The sequence below is a fragment of the Pseudomonas sp. B20(2017) genome (genome assembly GCF_002113125.1).
Lineage (GTDB): Bacteria > Pseudomonadota > Gammaproteobacteria > Pseudomonadales > Pseudomonadaceae > Aquipseudomonas.
In genome coordinates this window covers 64334-83373 of sequence record NZ_NEJP01000010.1, presented here as the reverse complement: position 1 = coordinate 83373, position 19040 = coordinate 64334, and the positions used below count along the sequence as shown (strand labels likewise).

The window sequence follows — 19040 nt, the reverse complement described above, 5'->3', positions numbered from 1 at the left end:
GGCTTGAAAATTGCCCTGACGGACGGAGCCTTCGGCTCGCTCCTTGCTTGAACGGAACGGTCGAAGGCTGTGAGGTGAGAGGGTCAGGCCGTGCCTTTGGCTTGCTGTTCGAGGTGAACCTGCAACTCGGGGTCAATCTGCAACGCCGCTGCCAGTTCATCCAGATAATTGCGCTCGGCGTCCTGCTGATCGTCCACCAGCATCACGCTGGCCAGGTACATCTCAGCGGCCATGGCTGGATCGTTCTGCGCCGCCTGCGCCACTTCGGTGGGATCCAGCGGTTTGGCGACCTCGTCGTCGAGCCATTGCTGCAGGTTCGGGTCATCGGTGTGCTTGCCGATTTCATTGCTGATGAGGTGTTTTTCCGACTCGTCGATCCGCCCGTCAGCCTTGGCCGCCGCGATCAATGCACGCAGAACGGCGTGGCTGTGTTCTTCGACTTGCGGGCCCGACAGCAGATCCGCGGTTTGCGGGGTTTGCTGCGGCGCAGCAGAAGCCTGACTGCGTTGCCAGGCCTGATACGCCTGGAAGGCCATCATGCCCAACGAGGCCAGTGCTGCGTAATTGGTGCCGCCGGAACGACGCTGCGTCCCGCCGCCCAGCGCCCCGCCACCGCCGAGCAATCCGCCGAGCAGCCCGCCCAGGCCACCCAGTCCTCCGGCAGGAGAACCGCCGCCACTGCCGCCGCCCAGCAGACCGCCGAGCAACCCGCCAAGCCCACCCGCTCCCCCGCCGGCCGACGCGCCACCTTGTTGTCCCGCCGAGGCCTGGCCTCGCAGCAGTTGTTCGAGCAGATCGCTGGTGTTCATGACGTCGTCCTCAGGCAAAGGGGTATGACTGCGTCAGGCAACGATAGCCCTCCTGATGCGTTGCGCCAGCACCGTTGGGCTGACGTGGCCCTGGGCGAGTGATTCTCCAGAGAAATTTTTCCCCGGCCAGCTAATCTTCACGAATGGGTGAACCTTGACCCGGCCCGACCGGTCGATAGCTGCAACCCCGACCCGGTTGGTCGCCGCCCTTGCTGCCCAAGGGTTTACGCGGCTTGCTGCACTTTCTGGAGAACGCCTTCGTGATATCGACCGTCCACATCGCCAGGCTCAAGGCCTGGGGCGCCCATGGTTTCACCGCGACCGGCGTGGTCACCGCTTTTCTGGCCACCCTTGCCCTGCTGGAAAACCAGCCAATCCACTGCCTGATGTGGCTGGGCGTGGCGCTGATCGTCGACGGCCTCGACGGGGCGCTGGCGCGCAAGGTCAACGTGCAGTCGGTGCTGCCGAGTTTCGACGGATCGATCCTCGATCTGGTGATCGATTACCTGACCTACGTGTTCATCCCGGCGCTGTTCATCTATCGCTACATCCCCCTGCCCGACTACACCCTGCTGCTGACCGTGTCGCTGATTCTGGTGTCGTCGCTGTTCTGCTTCTGCAACGTCAATATGAAGAGCAAGGACAACTATTTCGTCGGATTCCCCGCCGCGTGGAACGTGGTTGCACTGTGTCTGTACATCATCGATCCGGGGCCGTGGCTCACCTTCCTGACGGTGATTGGCCTGGCGCTGCTGACCGTGACCCGCATGAAATTCCTGCACCCGTTCCGGGTACGCCGGTTCATGCCGATCAACATTGCGGTGACGGCGATCTGGCTGCTGTGCAGTCTGTCACTGGTGCTGAACCACCCGGTGATCAACCCGCTGGTGATGGGTCTGTGGTTGCTGGCATCGGCTTACTTTCTGGGTATCTGCATTTGGCGCACGGCGCTGGAGTGGTTTGACAGTGCGCATCTGAAATAGAAACCCTGTCGCGATCCCTGTGGGAGCGAGCTTGCTCGCGAATGCGGCGTGTCAGCCAACAGAGATGTTGAATGTCAGTCTGCATTCGCGAGCAAGCTCGCTCCCACAATGGCTTCAGCGTTTGGTGATGACTACCTCCAGATATTCACTCGGCACCACCATCGAATCCGGCCCTGCCCGGTTCAATCCGTCGATCAGTTGCGTCAGATCTCCTTCCAGTGCCTGTCCGCTCTCCGGTGGCAGAGCCGCGAAAGCCTTGTGCACCGGCCCGTACCAGCGGCGAAAAATGTCGATGAAATGCGCCGCCGAGCGGTAGCGGAAATTGAAGTGACGCCGGGTCACCTGCACCACAAAGTTGCGGTCGTCGAACTGCGAATGGAGCCAGGCTTCCGCGCCCCAGTTCGAGGGCGGTTGCGCACCGGGTGGTGGTGGCAAATGACGGCCGAGGGTCTTGAACATCTGGCCGACGAAACCTTCCGGTGTCCAGTTGGCCAGGCCGATCCGTCCGCCACGGCGACAGACCCGCGCCAACTCCTTGGCAGCCTTGGCTTGATCCGGAGCGAACATCACGCCGAAGGTCGACAGCACCGCATCGTAACTGTTGTCGGCGAACGGCAGCGCTTCGGCATCGGCAACCTGAAAGGTCACGTCCAGATGCTCGGCCCGCGCCCGGTCCTGACCGCGCTCCAGCAGCGCCGCGACATAATCGGTGGACGTCACCAGACAACCACGGCGCGCCGCCGCCAGCGTGGCATTGCCGTTGCCGGCAGCGACATCCAGCACTTCCTCATCGCAACGCAGGTCGCAGGCTTCGGCGAGGGTTTCGCCGACGATCTGCAAGGTGGTGCCGATCACGGCGTAGTCGCCGCTGGCCCAGGCGACTTTCTGGCGTTCCTTCAGGGCAGTGAGATCAATCGGGGTACTCATGAGTGGGTGCTCCACGGCAGAGAAGTCATTCGGCGGTCGTCGGGTCGATGATGCTCGTCACCCGGGACACGCTGTTGGCCGGAAATCCCCCACGCTTGGCGTGTTCACGCACCAGTTCTTCGTTGGTTGCGATGTACACACAGTAGATCTTGTCGGCCGTCACATAACTCTGCAGCCACTGTACCTCCGGCCCGAGTTCACGCAGCACGTTGCAGGACGTTTGCGATACAGCCTTGAGTTCTTGCTCCGATAGCTTTCCGGCTCCTGGAATCTCGCGTTCAATCACGAACTTCGGCATGGCAACCTCGCTTTCTTTTTATGGGTGTCAGAGCCATTGGCGGCCCTGCTCGCCCACTATCGCGCTGGCGCTGTCCGGCGTCCCTGCCAATCGTCCGGAGCGCCCATAAAATCGGGGGTTTGCCGATGAATGGCGGGATTTTGTAAAGGCCCCGAAACACTGTCGGGGATTGCCAACGCGCCGGCTGATCGGCTCTCATGCAGGCCCTCCCCCGAACGGAATTCGATCATGTCCTTGCGCTTCGAATGGCTCGCCGATCACATGCAGCACAGCGACACCTATGCAGCGTGGATTCACCAACAATTTCATTACGAATATGCCGAGCAACCCTTGGCCGAATGGCAGCGGGAATTTGCAGAGGGGCAGACCAATGGCGACTGGCATTGCCTGATTGCACTGGACGGGGATCGACTGCTGGGCGGCGCGGCACTGGCCCGGGCGGACCTTGCCCTGCGACCGGATCTCGGGCCGTGGCTGGCCTGTGTGCTGGTCAGCCCTGAGTCACGCGGCCAGGGTCTGGCAGAAAGGTTGATCGAAGGCATCGCTGAAGAAGCAAAACACCGGGGCCTGCCGCGTTTCTACCTGCACACCCAAAGCAAGCAGGACTATTACGCCAAACGCGGCTGGTCGGTGCTGGAGCGTTTTCACGCCTGGGGCAATGAACAATGGCTCATGGTGCGCGACCTTTGAGCCATTGAGTTTTGCTGTTTACGCAGCCGGCGCCTTGGCCTCTTTGAGCAGTTGCTGAATCATCTGCTCCTGCGCCTGGTAACTGCCTTCGCCAAAGTGGGTGTAACGCACCTGTCCCTTGGCGTCGACCAGGTAATGCGCCGGCCAGTACTGGTTATCGAAGTTGCGCCAGATCGCGTAGTTGTTGTCGATGGCCACCGGGTAGGTGATGCCGAGCTTCTGCACCTGATCCTTGACGTTGTCGATGATCCGCTCGTAACCGTATTCCGGGGTGTGCACGCCGATCACCACCAGACCGTCCTTGCCGTACTTCTTCTCCCACTCCTTCACATACGGCAGGGTGTGCTGGCAGTTGATGCAGTCGTAGGTCCAGAAATCCACCAGCACCACTTTGCCGCGCAGCGATTCATTCGTCAGTTCCGGGGAGTTCAGCCACTGCACCGCGCCGGACAGCGACGGCATCGCACCTTTGCCGGCTTCGTCTTCGGTCGAGTCCGCACGCACTTTGCTGACGAAGTAGTCCACCACCTTCGGCACGTTTTCCAGCACGCTTTTCTCGACCGACGCCACGCCTTGGGACGAGGTGTTGGCCAGCAGCAGATTGTCGGCACCGGTGGCGATCACCGCCGCCGTCGCCAGCACCGCGACACCCGCACCGCGGCGGAACCAGCCGGTGAACGGAATCGATGGCTTCAACCGGTTGACCAAGCCGCGACCGGCGAAGATCAGCGTCCCCAGCGACAGCGCACTGCCCGCACCGTAGGCCAACAGCAACAGGCTGGTCTGGGCGTTGGCGCCTTGCAACATGGCACCGGTGAGAATCACACCGAGAATCGGGCCGGCGCACGGCGCCCACAACAGACCGGTGGCCACGCCGATCATGATCGAGGCCATGGGGCCGGTCTTTTTCCGGCTGTCCGGATCGAGACGATTGCCCAGCAGCACGAAGGGCCGCGCCAGCCAGTCACCGATGCGCGCGGAAATCAGTGACAGTGCAAACAGCACCATCACCGCCAGCGCGATGTGGCGACCGGTGTTGCTGGCCTGGATCACCCATTCACTGCTGACCACCGCCAGACTGGAGATCAGGGCAAAGGTCAGGGCCATACCGGCGAGGGTCAACAGGATCGAAGAACGAGTGCGGTCGGCACCGGCGAACAGAAACGGCACCACCGGCAGAATGCACGGACTGAGGACAGTCAACAGACCGCCCAGGAAAGCGATGAGAAACATGAGGTTCACCTTTTGAATGAGGGGTGGTCAGTTGACTGGCTCGGCGGCCGCCCGTTACGGGCAGCCCCCTTCAATCCTCAAGCCGTCTGGCTGTCCAGCCATTGGCTTTGCGGCGTACGGCTGGCTCCGTTCTCGGCCAGCGTCTGGCCTTGCGGCGTACGGCTGGAACCGTCGGCGGCCAGCGTCTGGCCTTGCGGCGTACGGCTGGAACCGTCGGCGGCCAGCGTCTGGCCCTGTGGCGTGCGGCTGGAGCCGTCGGCAGCCAGTGTTTGGCCTTGTGGTGTGCGGCTGGCGCCGTCGGCAGCGATCAGGCCGTCGCTGCCCGGCTTGGCCACCGGGGCCAGCTGGAAGCAGGTGTTGCTGCCACAGCTGTTCTGTTCGACGGCAGCGTTGGCGTGGGCCGCGACGCCGGCAAGGGAGAAGGCAACAGCTGTCAGATAGCGCGATACATTGTTCATGGCGATGTTCCTTTTATAGAGGTGGGTAATCAGTTGTCTTCGTTGCAGCCGTCGGCGAATTTGCGGTAGTCGAGCACCTGGGTCTTGCCGGCCGAGTCGAGGTAGGTCATGCGGGCGTCGACGATGCCGCAGGTCATCGAGTTGTCCTGTTTCAGCGACACGACTTTCTCGATGTCCAGGTGGCTGCCGTAGGAGTAGGTTTGCGGGGTGACATCGGCTTCGGCGCGGGCCGACAGGGTGCAGATGTTCAAAGCGGCAAACAGGCAAGCGGCAGCGATCGATTTGGTCTTGGTGTTCATGGCGTTTTCCTCGGGGCTTCAATGGGTGAATCGTTGATTTGGCCGAGGCGTTCTGTGTGTGCCTCGATGGAGCTCATTTAAAGCTCGCGAGGTATCGCGCATGTGTCGGCAAATGCCGTGTATAAATCGCTACGTATCCGCGCGCGTCCGAGATACACAGCGATACAAAACCCTGTAAAAATCCGCTTTTTGCGTCGGCGTGTATCCGTTACAGCGCTGGATACACTGCAATACAAAGGCAGGCAGGCGGCCTCGCGCAGGCTCGATAGACTGCCCGGCAATCCCCTTTGATTGAGGTTTGGCCCCATGGAACATGTCGATCACATCCTGATCGTCGACGACGACCGCGAGATTCGCGAACTGGTCGGCAATTACCTGAAGAAAAATGGCCTGCGCACCACGGTGGTTGCCGATGGCCGGCAGATGCGCAGTTTTCTGGAAGCCAACACGGTCGACCTGATCGTGCTCGACATCATGATGCCCGGCGACGATGGCCTGCTGCTGTGCCGCGAATTGCGCTCGGGCAAACACAGGGCCACGCCGATCCTGATGCTCACTGCGCGCAATGATGAAACCGATCGCATACTCGGCCTGGAAATGGGCGCCGACGATTACCTGACCAAACCCTTCGCCGCCCGCGAGCTGCTGGCGCGGATCAACGCCGTACTGCGGCGCACACGGATGCTGCCACCGAATCTGGTGGTGACCGAAAGCGGCCGGCTGCTGGCGTTCGGTCGTTGGCAGCTCGACACATCGGCTCGGCACCTGCTGGACAAGGACGGCACCATGGTCGCGCTGAGTGGCGCGGAATACCGTTTGTTGCGAGTGTTCCTCGACCATCCGCAACGAGTGTTGAGTCGCGATCAATTGCTGAATCTGACCCAGGGCCGCGACGCCGATCTGTTCGACCGCTCCATCGATCTGCTGGTCAGCCGTCTGCGCCAGCGCCTGTTGGATGACGCCCGCGAACCGGCTTACATCAAGACCGTACGCAGCGAAGGCTATGTGTTCTCGCTGCCGGTCGAAGTCCTCGGAGCCCCTGCATGAATCTCGCCCTGCGCTGGCCGCGCACCCTCGCCTCCCGCTTGTCGCTGATTTTCCTGATCGGCCTGATCCTCGCTCAGGCGCTGTCGTTCGGCGCGCAGTATTACGAGCGCTACGAAAGCGCGAAAAACACCATGCTCGGCAACCTCGAAACCGACGTCTCGACCTCGATTGCCATCCTCGACCGACTGCCCGCCGAAGAACGCCCGATGTGGCTCAAACGCCTGGCTCGCAAGAATTACGGCTATCTGCTGAGCGAAGGCGAACCGGGCACACCGCTGGACCCACAGGACGTACCGATTGCCGTCACCTCGATTACCGATGCAATTGGCGAGGCCTATCCGCTGACGTTCACCGATATTCCCGGCCCGAAAAAACACTTTCAGGGCCACCTGCGCCTGAGCGACGGCAGCCCGGTGACCATCGATGTGCGTCCGTCAATGGTGCCGCTGTCGCCATGGCTGCCAGTGGTGTTGCTCGGGCAACTGGCGCTGATGCTCGCCTGCACCTGGCTGGCGGTGCGCATCGCCATCCGTCCCCTCACCCGCCTCGCCAACGCCGTGGAAACCCTCGACCCCAACGCCCACCCGATCAACCTCGACGAAAAAGGCCCGAACGAAGTGGCCTACGCCGCCCGCGCCTTCAACTCGATGCAGGCGCGCATCGCCGCGTACCTGAAAGAGCGCATGCAACTGCTGGCGGCGATCTCCCACGACCTCCAAACCCCGATCACCCGCATGAAGCTGCGGGCGGAGTTCATGGACGATTCGGCCGAGAAAGACAAACTGTGGAACGACCTCGGCGAGATGGAACATCTGGTGCGCGAGGGCGTGGCCTACGCCCGCAGCATCCACGGCTCGACCGAAGAAAGCCGGCGCACCAATCTGGATTCGTTCCTCGACAGCCTGGTGTTTGACTATCAGGACATGGGCAAGGAAGTGCAGTTGAGCGGCAAGAGTGAAGCGGTCATCGACACCCGCCCCCACGCGTTGCGCCGGGTGCTGGTCAACCTGACCGACAACGCGCTGAAGTTCGCGGGCGCGGCCGAGCTGCTGATTCAGCGCGACAAGAGCGGCCTCTCGATCAAGGTCATGGATCGCGGCCCGGGCATCGCCGAAGAAGAACTGGCCCAGGTGATGGAGCCGTTCTACCGCGTGGAAAACTCGCGCAACCGCAGCACCGGCGGCACCGGTCTGGGGCTGGCGATTGCCCAGCAACTGGCGATGGCGCTGGGCGGTTCGTTGACGCTGAGCAACCGTGAAGGTGGCGGGTTGTGTGCGGAGCTGAAGTTGCCCATGAATTCCTGAGTCAAACATAATTCCCTGTGGGAGCGGGCTTGCCCGCGAAGGCGTCCGTTCAGTCGATGAATATATTGACTGTACCGGCCTCTTCGTCGGATCGCCGCCCGGACCAAGCCCGTTCCCACAGGATTTGCGGTGTTTGCGAAATCAGGTAATGCCTAACACACCGTCCTCATGCATCTGCCGCAACAACGCCAAACCACTGTCCATGAACGATGCCGTTACCGGCAAACCCGCCTCCATCGCCAGCCCTTCCAGTTGTTCACGACCGTTCAGCGCAGGAAACTCGCCAATGCGCTGCAACAACCGCCAAGCCAACGGGCTCAGCTCGGAAAACTTCACACTCCAGTCCGCCGTGCGCCGCACCAGCAAAAGCGTCGGCTGGGCTGGTGGCGTGGCCGGTTGATGATCCGGCCCGAGCATCTGCACCGGCCAGGTGTACGCCAACGGCCAGGCCAGTGCCGAAACCTGCAACGGCCGCTCCAGCAAGTGCGCCGGATCACTCACAGGCAAGGCTTCGGCGTCGGACTGCTGCAACACCATTTCCACCCATTCGTAGTGCGCCAGCTCCACCAGAAACGCCGGCCACCCGCCCTCGCTCAACACGACAGGCTCCGAGGCGAGGTAGCCGACAAACTCCTCGGCGATCTCGCCGAATTTCGGCGTCTGCGCGCGGTAGTCCCGCAGGAAGCCACGAATCAATGTGCGCCAGCGTTCCTGGCCGATGATCCGGATCAGCACCGGAAACGTACCGCTCAGCAGTTGCGAGACGTTGTTGAACACCAGGTCACGATAGACATTGACCCGCGCCGCGTTCATGGCGGCGGGCGGCGCTTCATGTTCTGGATCGCGCAAATAGCGGGTCAGCGCCTGTTGTTGCAGCAGAAGATTATCCACGCGAGCCTCCTTCGGTTTGCAGGCGGCGGATGGTTTGCAGTTCGGCCACCAGTTCAGAAAACGCCGGGAAATTGAAATCCCGCTCCAACAGCGTCGGCTGCGCGCCGAATCGGGCATAGGCGTCGGCCAGCAACGACCAGACCACCGGTTTGACCGAGGCGCCATGGGTGTCGATCTTCAGTGTGTCGGACTCATCGAAGTGCCCGGCCACGTGCATGCCAACCACCCGGCCCGGCTCGATGGCGGCCAGGAACGTCTGCGGATCGAAACCGTGGTTGATCGAGTTGACGTAGACGTTGTTGACGTCCAGCAGCAGATCGCAATCGGCCTCGCGCAGCACGGCGTTGGTGAAAGTCACTTCGTCCATGTCCTGCCGGGGCGCGGCGTAGTAGGAAACGTTTTCCACCGCCAGTCGCCGACCGAGGATGTCCTGGGCCTGGCGGATCCGTGCGGCGACGTGATGCACCGCCTCTTCGGTGAAGGGCAACGGCAGCAGGTCGTAGAGGTGACCGTCGTCGCTGCAATAGCTCAGGTGTTCGCTGTACAGCGGTACTTTGTGATGATCGAGGAAGGTCCGCACTTCCCGGAGAAAACCAACGTCCAGCGGCGCCGAGCCACCGAGCGACAACGACAGTCCGTGGCAGGACAACGGATATCGCTCGGCCAGTTCGCGCAACGCGGCGCCATGGGCACCGCCGACGCCGATCCAGTTTTCCGGGGCGACCTCCAGAAAGTCGAAATCGCCGGTGCGAGCGGCCTGCAGGTCTTTCATCAGACCGCGACGCAGGCCGAGCCCGACGCTGGCCTGCAAGGTGGGGTGGGGAATCTGCATGGGCAAAGTCTCTGCTGAAGAGCCGCCGGGCGTGGCGACTGACAGGCTCAGTTAAACCGGCAGGTGTATCGCGGCTGTGTGGGCAATGCGCGGGAAGTGGCGGGTTTTGTATCGGCGGCGGGCCTGTACACAGTGGGATACAGACTTGCTGCCTTCTTAGTGAACGGCGAATACATCGGTTTAAACCAACTCAAAAACTGTGCATACAACCCTGTATATCCAGAGCTTAAGGACGACACCTACAGATCCCGGCGAAATGCCCTACCTTCGCAACAGAACCAGATGATTGAATTATCATTTTTGACAGATCAATGAAACAAAAAAAACCCGCATCAGCCGAAGCTGACACGGGCTTTTCCCCACATCAACGACCGTTACTTCAGGTCGTCAAAGTGGTCTCGCAGGAACTCGTAAAAGCGGAACGCTTTCAACAATCTCCATACGAGGCTCAACGTACGCAACAAAAGCTTCATACGTTTTGGCCTCCAGGGTTGGGGGCCAAATCTCCAGTGCACTTACCGGATCACGCGTACCTTCGGAAGAACACGCCAGTACTTCCGGTGAGGCGGCCGGTTGAAATCCCTCCGAATCATCATTCCGGCACGGATGCAAAACCGTGTCAGAGGGCGTGAAACCGTTAGGCCACCAGCCAAACCCTACCGCTGCACCAGGGTGTGAGCGCGAGCATATTAACCCAGAATCACAGGTGGTAAGTCTCGGCTCGGCGATTCTCAAATGAAAGTAGCGCGCATTTTGTAAACCATTATTTCTGTCAGTATTGCCCTCCGACACAAGGAACTGAAAACACTGCTCAGGATCTCTAATACACCTACTGATGGTGGGTAAAAAATTACGTTGCAAGAGTAGGAAAAGCTCAATAACATGGCCTCCACGCCAGTGCTTCCGGTGAGACGCACTAAGCCTCAGCCGCAATCTGAGGCTTGCTAAAAACCGCCCCGCAAGGCGGTTTTTTTTCGCCCATAATTTGATCCAGGCAGAAATGGGCCGGCGCTTTGTCTTGGCTTCTTGGCGAGATCGCCCTGAGTCGCATCGTTTCGCATAGAACGGGCACCGTCGGCGGATAATTCGGGAGCCTACGCTGTACACAACGATTCACAGCCTCAAAATCCACGCAGCCCGCTCCCACTGGCGCCAACAGCGGCTAGACTCAATCAGTACCCAGTCGAGGGGGACGCAGGACAGCAGTGTCGCCCTGCCCGTTTCCACGACCACCGCCCGGTGGTGAATGCCTCGACCCCCAACGCCACCGGACTGTGATCCTGTCAAAGGAGCACATGAAATGGACGAGGCCAGACTCAACGAATTCATGGGCAAACTGGTCAACGACATGGGCGGCGCGGCGATGCTGGCCAATGTCATTGTCGGCGAAGAACTCGGCCTGTATCGGGCGATGGCCGACAGCCAGCCGATCAGCCCCGAATCCCTCGCAGCAAAAACCACCTGCAATCCGCGACTGGTGCGCGAATGGCTGAGCGCCCATGCGGCGTCCGGTTACATGGAACACCACGACGGCAAATTCCGCCTGCCGGAAGAACAGGCGCTGGCCCTGGCCAAGGAGGATTCACCGGTGTACGTGGCTGGCGGCCTCGGCGTGGTGGCGTCGTTTTTCCATGACAAGGACAAACTGGTCAAGGCCATGCGCGGCAACGGCGCCCTGCCTTGGGGCGATCACCATCCGTGCATGTTCACCGGCACCGAGCGCTTCTTCCGCCCCGGCTACAAGGGGCATTTGATCGCCGAGTGGCTGCCGGCGCTGGACGGCGTGGTGGCCAAACTCGAAGAAGGCGCCAAGGTCGCCGACATCGGCTGCGGTCACGGCGCGTCCACGGTGATCATGGCCCAGGCGTATCCCAACTCGCGGTTCGTCGGTTTCGACTATCACGCGCCTTCGATCACCGTCGCCACTCAACGGGCCGAAGAAGGCGGCGTCAGCAGTCGCGCGCGGTTCTTCCAGGGCACGGCGAAAAGCTACCCCGGCGATGACTATGACCTGATCTGCTATTTCGACTGCCTGCACGATATGGGCGATCCGGTCGGCGCTGCCAAACACGCCTTTGAATCCCTGAAAGACGACGGCACGGTGTTGCTGGTCGAGCCGTTTGCCAATGACACCCTGGACGAAAACATCACGCCGGTCGGGCGTTTGTTCTATGCCGCGTCAACATTCATTTGCACGCCAAATTCGCTTTCCCAGGAAGTGGGACTCGGCCTCGGTGCGCAGGCCGGCGAGTCGCGCTTGCGCAAGGTGTTTACCGAAGCGGGCTTCAAACACTTCCGGCGGGCGACGCAGACGCCGTTCAATCTGATTCTGGAGGCGCGCAAGTAACCATCGGGCAGCAGACGCCTCTGAAAAGAGGCGTCCTTCGGTGCTAACCTGCAAGGCACTTACAGCCTGCGGAGCGCTGATCATGCTCGACCGTCCCCTCCCCGACCCGCTCGACTCTCTGCAACAGGTCATGGCCGACGGCGACTTCATTGTGCTGACCGGCGCCGGCATCAGCACGCCGTCGGGTATCCCGGACTACCGCGACACCGACGGTGTGCGCCGTGGCCGGCAGCCGATGATGTACCAGGAATTCCTCGCCGCCCCGGAATCGCGCCGCCGCTACTGGGCGCGGGCCATGCTCGGCTGGCCGCGCGTGCGCCAGGCACGGCCGAACGCCGCCCATGAGGCGTTGGCCAGCCTGCAAAGCCAAGGGCGGATCGGCGGTTTGATTACCCAGAATGTCGACACCTTGCACGATCAGGCCGGCAGTCACGATGTCGTCGAACTGCACGGCAGCCTGCACCGGGTGTTGTGTCTGGATTGCGGCCAGCGCAGCGAGCGGGATTCGATTCAGCAATTGATGGAAATGCAGAATCCATACCTGGCCGGTGTCGACGCCGTGCAGGCGCCGGACGGCGACACCCTGCTGGACCCGGCTTTCGAGGCGCGTTTCCAGGTGCCGCACTGCCCGCATTGCGCAGGCGAGCGGATGAAACCGGACGTGGTGTTTTTTGGTGAGAACGTGGCGCAGCCGACGGCGGCGCGGGCAATGGCACTGGCGGAAAATGCCGCCGGGATGCTGGTGGTCGGATCGTCCTTGATGGCGTATTCGGCGTTTCGCCTGTGCCGGGTGATTGCGGATCGGGGCAAGCCGCTGATTGCGATCAACCTGGGGAAGACCCGGGCGGATGAGTTGCTGGATTTGAAGATTGAAGGGTCGTGCGAACAGTTGCTGCCGCTACTGGCACAGAAACTCACCCCCTTGAATACATAAAGCCCGATGTGGGAGCCAGCCTGCTGGCGATAAGGCCCGCACAGCCAATAAAGATGTCGCCTGCTCGTCCGCCATCGCCAGCAGGCTGGCTCCCACAAGGGTCAGTATTCCGACCTTAAAATATCGAACAGCGCCTGTGCCGCCGCCGACAGTTCATTCCCCGGATCCGTCAGCACGCCAATCGCCCGCTCCACCACCGGCTCGTGCAAGGTCAGGCAATGCGCGCCCAACTCGCGCATCTGCCCGGCACACAACGCCGGCACCGCACTCACGCCCAGTCCGCTGGCCACCATCCGCCCCACCGTCGCCAGTTGATGGCTTTCAAACTCCACCGGCAGTTTCATCCCTCGGGCCTGCAAGTGTTCTTCCAGCATCACCCGCACCGTGGACGGTCGTTGCAGGGTAATGAAGGGCTCCTGCAGCAAGGTCTGCCAATCAATGTTGCTACGGTTCGCCAGTGGCGAATCCTGCGGCACCACGGCGACGAAGCGATCCCGGTAAAGCGGCGTAAACGTCAGCGAGGTGTTCTGCATCGGCTCGAACGCCACGCCAAGTTCGACCTGACGATCACGAACCATTTCCAGCACTTGCTCATTGATCACGTCGTTGACCGTGACGTTGACGTTCGGATAACGCGCACGGAAGGTCTTGAGGATCGGCGGCAGCAGGTTGCCGGCAAACGACGGCATCGCCGCCAGCGTCACCCGCCCGCGTTGCAGACTGAAGCGCTGGCGCATTTCGTCTTCGGCGTTGTCCCAGTCGGCGATCAGGCGCCGGGCCAGCGGCAGCAGCGATTCGCCCTCCGGGGTCAGTGCCACGTTGCGCGTATTACGGCTGAACAGGCGCCCGCCCAGGCCGTCTTCCAGCGCCTTGATGGTCAGGCTCAGCGCCGATTGCGACAGGTGCAGGCGCTCGCAGGCCACGGCAAAGCTCAGGCTCTGAGCCACGGCGAGAAAGGCGCGGATCTGCTTGATGGTCATGAACGCTATGCTTCCGTATCAAAGTCTTGATCGTTCCCACGTCGAGGCGTCGAACCGTCTGCGTGGTAACGCAGCCCGTGACGCTCCGCGTCCCTAGAGGCATTCCCACGCGGAGCATGGGAACGATCAACGATGTCAATTATTGAGCTTTATCAATCAATCAACCTTAAAAATCAACTTAACAAATATATCCTTCAGCGCGACACTCCAGTCATTCGGCTAGCCAGCCGCCCGACAAACAATAAAAGAGGTGCATATGGCAGGTTTCGACAAGCGCGTGTATTCCTACGAGGAAGCCATGGCAGGTCTTGAAGACGGCATGACCGTGATCGCCGGCGGCTTCGGCCTGTGCGGCATTCCGGAAAACCTGATCGCCGAGATCAAACGCAAGGGCACCCGCGAACTCACCGTCGTTTCCAACAACTGCGGCGTCGATGGCTTCGGCCTCGGCGTGCTGCTGACCGACCGCCAGATCAGCAAGGTGGTCGCCTCCTACGTCGGCGAAAACAAGCTGTTCGAAGAGCAACTGCTCAAAGGCGACATCGAAGTCGTCCTGACCCCGCAAGGCACCCTCGCCGAAAAAATGCGCGCAGGCGGTGCCGGCATCCCTGCGTTCTTCACTGCTACTGGCGTCGGCACCCCGGTCGCCGAAGGCAAGGAAGTGCGTGAATTCCACGGTCGCAAGTACCTGATGGAAGAGTCCATCACCGGCGACTTCGCCATCGTCAAAGGCTGGAAGGCCGACCACTTCGGCAACGTCATCTACCGACACACCGCCCAGAACTTCAACCCGCTGGCCGCCACCGCCGGCAAGATCACCGTGGTCGAAGTCGAAGAAATCGTCGAACCCGGCGAGCTGGATCCGGCACACATCCACACGCCCGGCATCTACGTCGACCGGGTCATTTGCGGCACGTTCGAAAAACGCATCGAACAACGCACCATCCGCAAATAATCCAGGCTGACGGAGAACAAGAACATGGCACTTACCCGCGAACAAATGGCTCAACGCGTCGCCCGCGAAATGCAGGACGGCTACTACGTGAACCTCGGCATCGGCATCCCGACCCTGGTCGCCAACTACATCCCTGAAGGCATGGAAGTCATGCTGCAATCGGAAAACGGCCTGCTCGGCATGGGCCCTTTCCCGACTGAAGACACCATCGACGCCGACATGATCAACGCCGGCAAACAGACCGTGACTGCACGGATCGGCGCTTCGATCTTTTCTTCGGCCGAGTCCTTCGCCATGATCCGCGGCGGCCACGTCGACCTGACCGTGCTCGGCGCCTTCGAAGTGGACGTACAAGGCAACATCGCCTCGTGGATGATCCCCGGCAAACTGGTCAAGGGCATGGGCGGCGCGATGGACCTGGTGGCCGGCGCCGACAACATCATCGTGATCATGACCCACGCGTCCAAGGACGGTGAGTCCAAGTTGCTGAGCCAGTGCAGCCTGCCGCTGACCGGCGCCGGTTGCATCAAGCGTGTCCTGACCGACCTTGCCTACCTGGAAATCGAAAATGGCGCTTTTGTCCTCAAGGAACGCGCACCTGGCGTCAGCGTCGAGGAAATCGTCGCCAAAACCGCTGGTAAACTGATCGTCCCGGATCACGTACCGGAAATGCAGTTCGCTGCCGAGTGAGGAATTCGAAAATGCAAGACGTCGTCATTGTTGCCGCCACGCGCACCGCGATCGGCAGTTTCCAGGGTTCGCTGGCCACCGTCTCCGCCGTGGATCTGGGCGCAGCGGTCATCCGCCAGTTGCTTGAGCAGACCGGTCTGGACGGTGCTCAGGTCGATGAAGTGATCATGGGCCAGGTGCTGACCGCCGGCGCCGGCCAGAACCCGGCGCGCCAGTCGGCGATCAAGGCCGGCCTGCCCCACGCCGTACCGGCCATGACCCTGAACAAGGTCTGCGGCTCGGGCCTCAAGGCCCTGCACCTCGGCGCCCAGGCGATCCGTTGCGGCGACGCGGACGTGATCATCGCCGGTGGCCAGGAAAACATGAGCTTGGCCAACTATGTAATGCCGGGCGCGCGCACCGGTCTGCGCATGGGTCACGCACAAATCGTCGACACCATGATCAGCGATGGCCTGTGGGATGCGTTCAACGATTACCACATGGGCATCACCGCCGAGAATCTGGTCGAGAAATACGAGATCAGCCGCGAACAGCAGGACGCCTTCGCCGCTGCGTCGCAACAGAAAGCCGCAGCTGCCATCGAGGCCGGTCGTTTTGTCGATGAAATCACCCCGATCCTGATCCCGCAGCGCAAAGGCGATCCGGTGGCGTTCAAGGTCGACGAGCAACCACGCGGCGACACCACCGCCGAATCCCTGGCCAAACTGCGTCCGGCCTTCAAGAAGGACGGTAGCGTCACCGCTGGCAACGCCTCGTCTCTGAACGACGGTGCGGCTGCGGTCATTCTGATGAGCGCCGAAAAAGCCAAGGCCCTGGGCCTGCCGGTGCTGGCGAAAATCGCCGCCTACGCCAATGCGGGCGTCGACCCGGCGATCATGGGCATCGGCCCGGTTTCCGCCACTCGCCGCTGCCTGGACAAGGCTGGCTGGAGCATCGGCCAGCTCGACCTGATCGAAGCCAACGAAGCCTTCGCCGCGCAATCGCTGGCGGTAGCCAAGGATCTGCAATGGGATCTGGACAAAGTCAACGTCAACGGCGGCGCCATCGCCCTCGGTCACCCGATCGGTGCGTCGGGCTGCCGCGTGCTGGTGACCCTGCTGCACGAAATGATCAAGCGTGATGCGAAGAAGGGTCTGGCGACCCTGTGCATCGGCGGCGGTCAAGGCGTGGCCCTGGCGCTGGAACGCGCTTAAGCCCCCAGAGTTAAAAAACGAAGTTCAACAGCGGGCGGCGGATCCACGACATCCACCGCCCGTTGGCAACAAGCCCGGTACGACTCACGTCGCACCGGGTATTTTTTTGTCTGCGTCCTGAAAGATCAGGCGGCCAGTTGCAGAATCAGCCAGGCATTCGCCCCGCTGATCACCACAAACAGTCCCCACGCGAGAATCTTGGTCGGCAACCGGTTCACAAACGGCCCCATCAGCTGTTTGTCGTTGGTCATGCGAATCAGCGGATACAGCGCAAACGGCAATTGCAGGCTCAACACCACCTGGCTCAGCACCAGCAACTTGCCCACCGCACCATCGCCCATCAGCCACACACCGATGAATGCCGGAATCAGCGCCAGCCCACGGGTGATCAGGCGTCGCTGCCAGCAAGGGATCCGCAGGTTCAGATAGCCTTCCATGATCACTTGCCCGGCGATGGTGCCGGTGAAGGTCGAACTCTGCCCCGACGCCAGCAGCGCCACGCCGAACAGCACACTGGCCAGCGCGCCCCCCACCAGTGGGTCGAGCAAGTGATAGGCGTCCTGGATGTCGACCACGTCGGTGTGTCCGGACTGATGAAAGGCTGCCGCCGCGAGAATCAGGATCGCCGCGTTGACCAGCAACGCCAGCGCCAGCGAACCGATGGTGTCGATGCGCGCCAGTTTTACCGCGTCCTGCTTGCTGGCCAGATCCTTGCCGATCAGCCGTGTCTGTACGATCGAAGTGTGCAGGTAAAGGTTATGCGGCATGACGGTGGCGCCGAGGATGCCGATGGCCAGGTACAACGGCGCTGCATCGCTGATCGCCGACAGCGACGGTTTGAAGCCTTGGGCGACGTCCGGCCAGTACGGTTTGATCAGCAACAGCTCGACGAAAAAACACGCGCCGATGGTGCCTACCAGCACCAGCATGATCGCTTCCAGCCGGCGGAAACCACGGTTTTGCAGGGCCAGCACCAGCAATGTATCGAACGCTGTCAGTGCGATGCCGAACGTCAACGAACACCCCAGCAACAGGTGAAACGCCAGCGCACAGCCGAGGACTTCCGCAAGGTCGGTGGCGATGATCGAGATTTCCGCCAGCACCCATTGCAGCCGCGCCGTCGGAGTGCTGTAGCGTTCGCGGGACAGCTGCGCCAGATCGCGCCCGGTGGCAATGCCCAGCCGCGAGCACAGGCATTGCACAACCATGCCCGCCAGACTCGCCAGCAACACCACGAACAACAGGCTGTAGCCGAAGCGCGAACCGGCCTCGATCGCGGTGGCCCAGTTGCCCGGATCCATGTAGCCGATCGACACCAGCAAACCGGGGCCGGCAAAACGCAGCACGCGTTTGAAGAACGAGGCGTTGGGATCGACCGGGACACTGCCGGCCACTTCCGGCGGGCAGAACGGCGCCGTGGCGATTTTGGGCAAGCTGAATTTCACGAACACATCCAGAAACAAGTCGAAAGACGCAGCTTAGACGTTTCAGTCGACGTGCCCAAGCGCAGATGCGCTGCGCTCAGGGTTTGGCGTTGCCGAGCAGTTGCTGGCGCAGCTCGGGACTGCGTGTGCGCGGGTCGAGCCAGATGTCGAAAAACGCCCGGGCAAACTGCGGATCATCGATTTCATGTTGCAACTGCTGGCCGACAAAGAACCGCGCGCCCTGCCCCGGCAGATACACCCCGGTAATCCGCGTACCGGCCTGGACGTCGACGAACGATTGCTGCATCTGTGCCTGCCACAGGGCAAGTTGGCCTGGACTGATGGAGGATCCGGCCAAGCGCTTAATCTCATCGACGCTGGCCTTGACCAGATCATCGCGGGACACGTTGCGCCGGTAGATCAATTCCAGGGCGAAAGGCTGACCGTCGGCCAGTGGACGCGCGGCACTCCACAGCCGAGCGTTATAAATGTCGAAACCGAACACACTGAAATCCCCGGTGCCGATGATCTGCGCACCGGGCACCGCATCCTGCCAACTGGCCCAGGTCGGCGTCAGCAACAGCGCCCACAAGCCGATTCCGCAACATCCACTCAACACCTTCGGTGCTCTGCTCATCGCGGTAATGACTCCGGTTAACCCTGATAGTCAGAGCATAGTCGGCGATCACGCCCGGCACTTTGTATACATCTATTGCATGCATTTGCAGCAATCCGCTAACGACAGT

The 19040-nt window shown here is 61.5% G+C and carries 20 protein-coding genes; 9 read left to right on the top strand and 11 right to left on the bottom strand.

All coding sequences use genetic code 11. The features are described 5' to 3' along the window. Nucleotides 1-83: 83 nt before the first annotated feature. Nucleotides 84-809, bottom strand: a complete 726-nt coding sequence (locus CAF63_RS16115) for a tellurite resistance TerB family protein (RefSeq protein ID WP_085686337.1) — start codon at nt 807-809, stop codon at nt 84-86. A gap of 260 nt (nt 810-1069) precedes the next feature. On the opposite strand from CAF63_RS16115, the gene pcsA reads away from it, so the two are divergent. Then, nucleotides 1070-1792 carry a phosphatidylcholine synthase gene (gene pcsA / locus CAF63_RS16110; protein WP_039767868.1) on the top strand — a complete coding sequence of 241 codons (723 nt, stop codon included), beginning with the start codon at nt 1070-1072 and terminating at the stop codon, nt 1790-1792. 114 nt (nt 1793-1906) lie between these two features. Here the strand turns inward: pcsA and CAF63_RS16105 are convergent, their stop codons facing one another. Both CAF63_RS16105 and CAF63_RS16100 read right to left on the bottom strand, forming a co-directional pair. Further along, on the bottom strand, nt 1907-2719 hold the full coding sequence (locus CAF63_RS16105; RefSeq protein WP_085686335.1) for a class I SAM-dependent methyltransferase: 813 nt from the start codon (nt 2717-2719) through the stop codon (nt 1907-1909). Nucleotides 2720-2744: 25 nt separating this feature from the next. Further along, the gene (locus CAF63_RS16100; RefSeq protein ID WP_085686333.1) at nt 2745-3017 is read right to left on the bottom strand and encodes a DUF4242 domain-containing protein; all 273 of its coding nucleotides are present in this window, start codon (nt 3015-3017) and stop codon (nt 2745-2747) included. Nucleotides 3018-3245: 228 nt separating this feature from the next. Between CAF63_RS16100 and CAF63_RS16095 the strand changes: the two genes are divergently transcribed. Further along, nucleotides 3246-3707: a GNAT family N-acetyltransferase gene (locus tag CAF63_RS16095; protein ID WP_085686331.1), complete on the top strand. Its 462-nt coding sequence runs from the start codon at nt 3246-3248 to the stop codon at nt 3705-3707. Nucleotides 3708-3725: 18 nt separating this feature from the next. Here the strand turns inward: CAF63_RS16095 and CAF63_RS16090 are convergent, their stop codons facing one another. From CAF63_RS16090 to CAF63_RS16080, 3 genes are all read right to left on the bottom strand, one after another. Continuing rightward, the gene (locus CAF63_RS16090; protein ID WP_085686329.1) at nt 3726-4940 is read right to left on the bottom strand and encodes a cytochrome c biogenesis protein DipZ; all 1215 of its coding nucleotides are present in this window, start codon (nt 4938-4940) and stop codon (nt 3726-3728) included. Between the two features lie 77 nt (nt 4941-5017). After that, the gene (locus CAF63_RS16085; RefSeq protein WP_085686327.1) at nt 5018-5398 is read right to left on the bottom strand and encodes a hypothetical protein; all 381 of its coding nucleotides are present in this window, start codon (nt 5396-5398) and stop codon (nt 5018-5020) included. Between the two features lie 29 nt (nt 5399-5427). Continuing rightward, a complete protein-coding gene (locus CAF63_RS16080) occupies nt 5428-5697 on the bottom strand; it encodes a DUF2790 domain-containing protein (RefSeq protein WP_085686325.1) in 270 nt (89 codons plus the stop codon). A gap of 306 nt (nt 5698-6003) precedes the next feature. Here CAF63_RS16080 and CAF63_RS16075 point away from each other — a divergent pair, with 306 nt between their 5' ends. Continuing rightward, nucleotides 6004-6744 carry a response regulator gene (locus tag CAF63_RS16075; RefSeq protein ID WP_007956289.1) on the top strand — a complete coding sequence of 247 codons (741 nt, stop codon included), beginning with the start codon at nt 6004-6006 and terminating at the stop codon, nt 6742-6744. Then, a complete protein-coding gene (locus CAF63_RS16070; protein ID WP_085686323.1) occupies nt 6741-8048 on the top strand; it encodes an ATP-binding protein in 1308 nt (435 codons plus the stop codon). Before CAF63_RS16075 ends, CAF63_RS16070 begins: the two co-directional genes overlap by 4 nt. 141 nt (nt 8049-8189) lie before the next feature. Here the strand turns inward: CAF63_RS16070 and CAF63_RS16065 are convergent, their stop codons facing one another. Beyond that, nucleotides 8190-8939: a DUF2063 domain-containing protein gene (locus CAF63_RS16065; protein WP_085686321.1), complete on the bottom strand. Its 750-nt coding sequence runs from the start codon at nt 8937-8939 to the stop codon at nt 8190-8192. Next, a complete protein-coding gene (locus CAF63_RS16060; RefSeq protein WP_085686319.1) occupies nt 8932-9771 on the bottom strand; it encodes a DUF692 domain-containing protein in 840 nt (279 codons plus the stop codon). Before CAF63_RS16060 ends, CAF63_RS16065 begins: the two co-directional genes overlap by 8 nt. Nucleotides 9772-11071: 1300 nt before the next feature. Here CAF63_RS16060 and CAF63_RS16055 point away from each other — a divergent pair. Beyond that, nucleotides 11072-12118, top strand: coding sequence for a class I SAM-dependent methyltransferase (locus CAF63_RS16055; RefSeq protein WP_085686317.1), 1047 nt, complete (start codon nt 11072-11074; stop codon nt 12116-12118). Between the two features lie 82 nt (nt 12119-12200). Beyond that, a complete protein-coding gene (locus CAF63_RS16050) occupies nt 12201-13052 on the top strand; it encodes an NAD-dependent protein deacetylase (protein ID WP_085686315.1) in 852 nt (283 codons plus the stop codon). A 101-nt stretch (nt 13053-13153) separates the two neighbouring features. On the opposite strand, the gene CAF63_RS16045 is transcribed toward CAF63_RS16050, so the two are convergent. Next, entirely contained in the window at nt 13154-14032 is an 879-nt protein-coding gene (locus CAF63_RS16045; protein ID WP_085686313.1) for a LysR family transcriptional regulator, read from the bottom strand. A 256-nt stretch (nt 14033-14288) separates the two neighbouring features. On the opposite strand from CAF63_RS16045, the gene CAF63_RS16040 reads away from it, so the two are divergent. Genes CAF63_RS16040 through CAF63_RS16030 form a run of 3 tightly spaced genes read left to right on the top strand, consistent with a single transcriptional unit; the run spans nt 14289 to nt 16870 of the window. Further along, entirely contained in the window at nt 14289-14987 is a 699-nt protein-coding gene (locus CAF63_RS16040; RefSeq protein ID WP_085686311.1) for a CoA transferase subunit A, read from the top strand. Between the two features lie 24 nt (nt 14988-15011). Then, entirely contained in the window at nt 15012-15677 is a 666-nt protein-coding gene (locus CAF63_RS16035) for a CoA transferase subunit B (RefSeq protein ID WP_007956272.1), read from the top strand. 11 nt (nt 15678-15688) lie between these two features. After that, nucleotides 15689-16870, top strand: coding sequence for an acetyl-CoA C-acetyltransferase (locus CAF63_RS16030; RefSeq protein WP_007956270.1), 1182 nt, complete (start codon nt 15689-15691; stop codon nt 16868-16870). A gap of 125 nt (nt 16871-16995) precedes the next feature. Here the strand turns inward: CAF63_RS16030 and CAF63_RS16025 are convergent, their stop codons facing one another. Next, nucleotides 16996-18315, bottom strand: a complete 1320-nt coding sequence (locus CAF63_RS16025; protein WP_085686547.1) for an Nramp family divalent metal transporter — start codon at nt 18313-18315, stop codon at nt 16996-16998. A gap of 76 nt (nt 18316-18391) precedes the next feature. Continuing rightward, complete coding sequence (locus CAF63_RS16020; protein ID WP_085686309.1) at nt 18392-18931, bottom strand: chalcone isomerase family protein; 540 nt, start codon at nt 18929-18931, stop codon at nt 18392-18394. Nucleotides 18932-19040 lie beyond the last annotated feature (109 nt).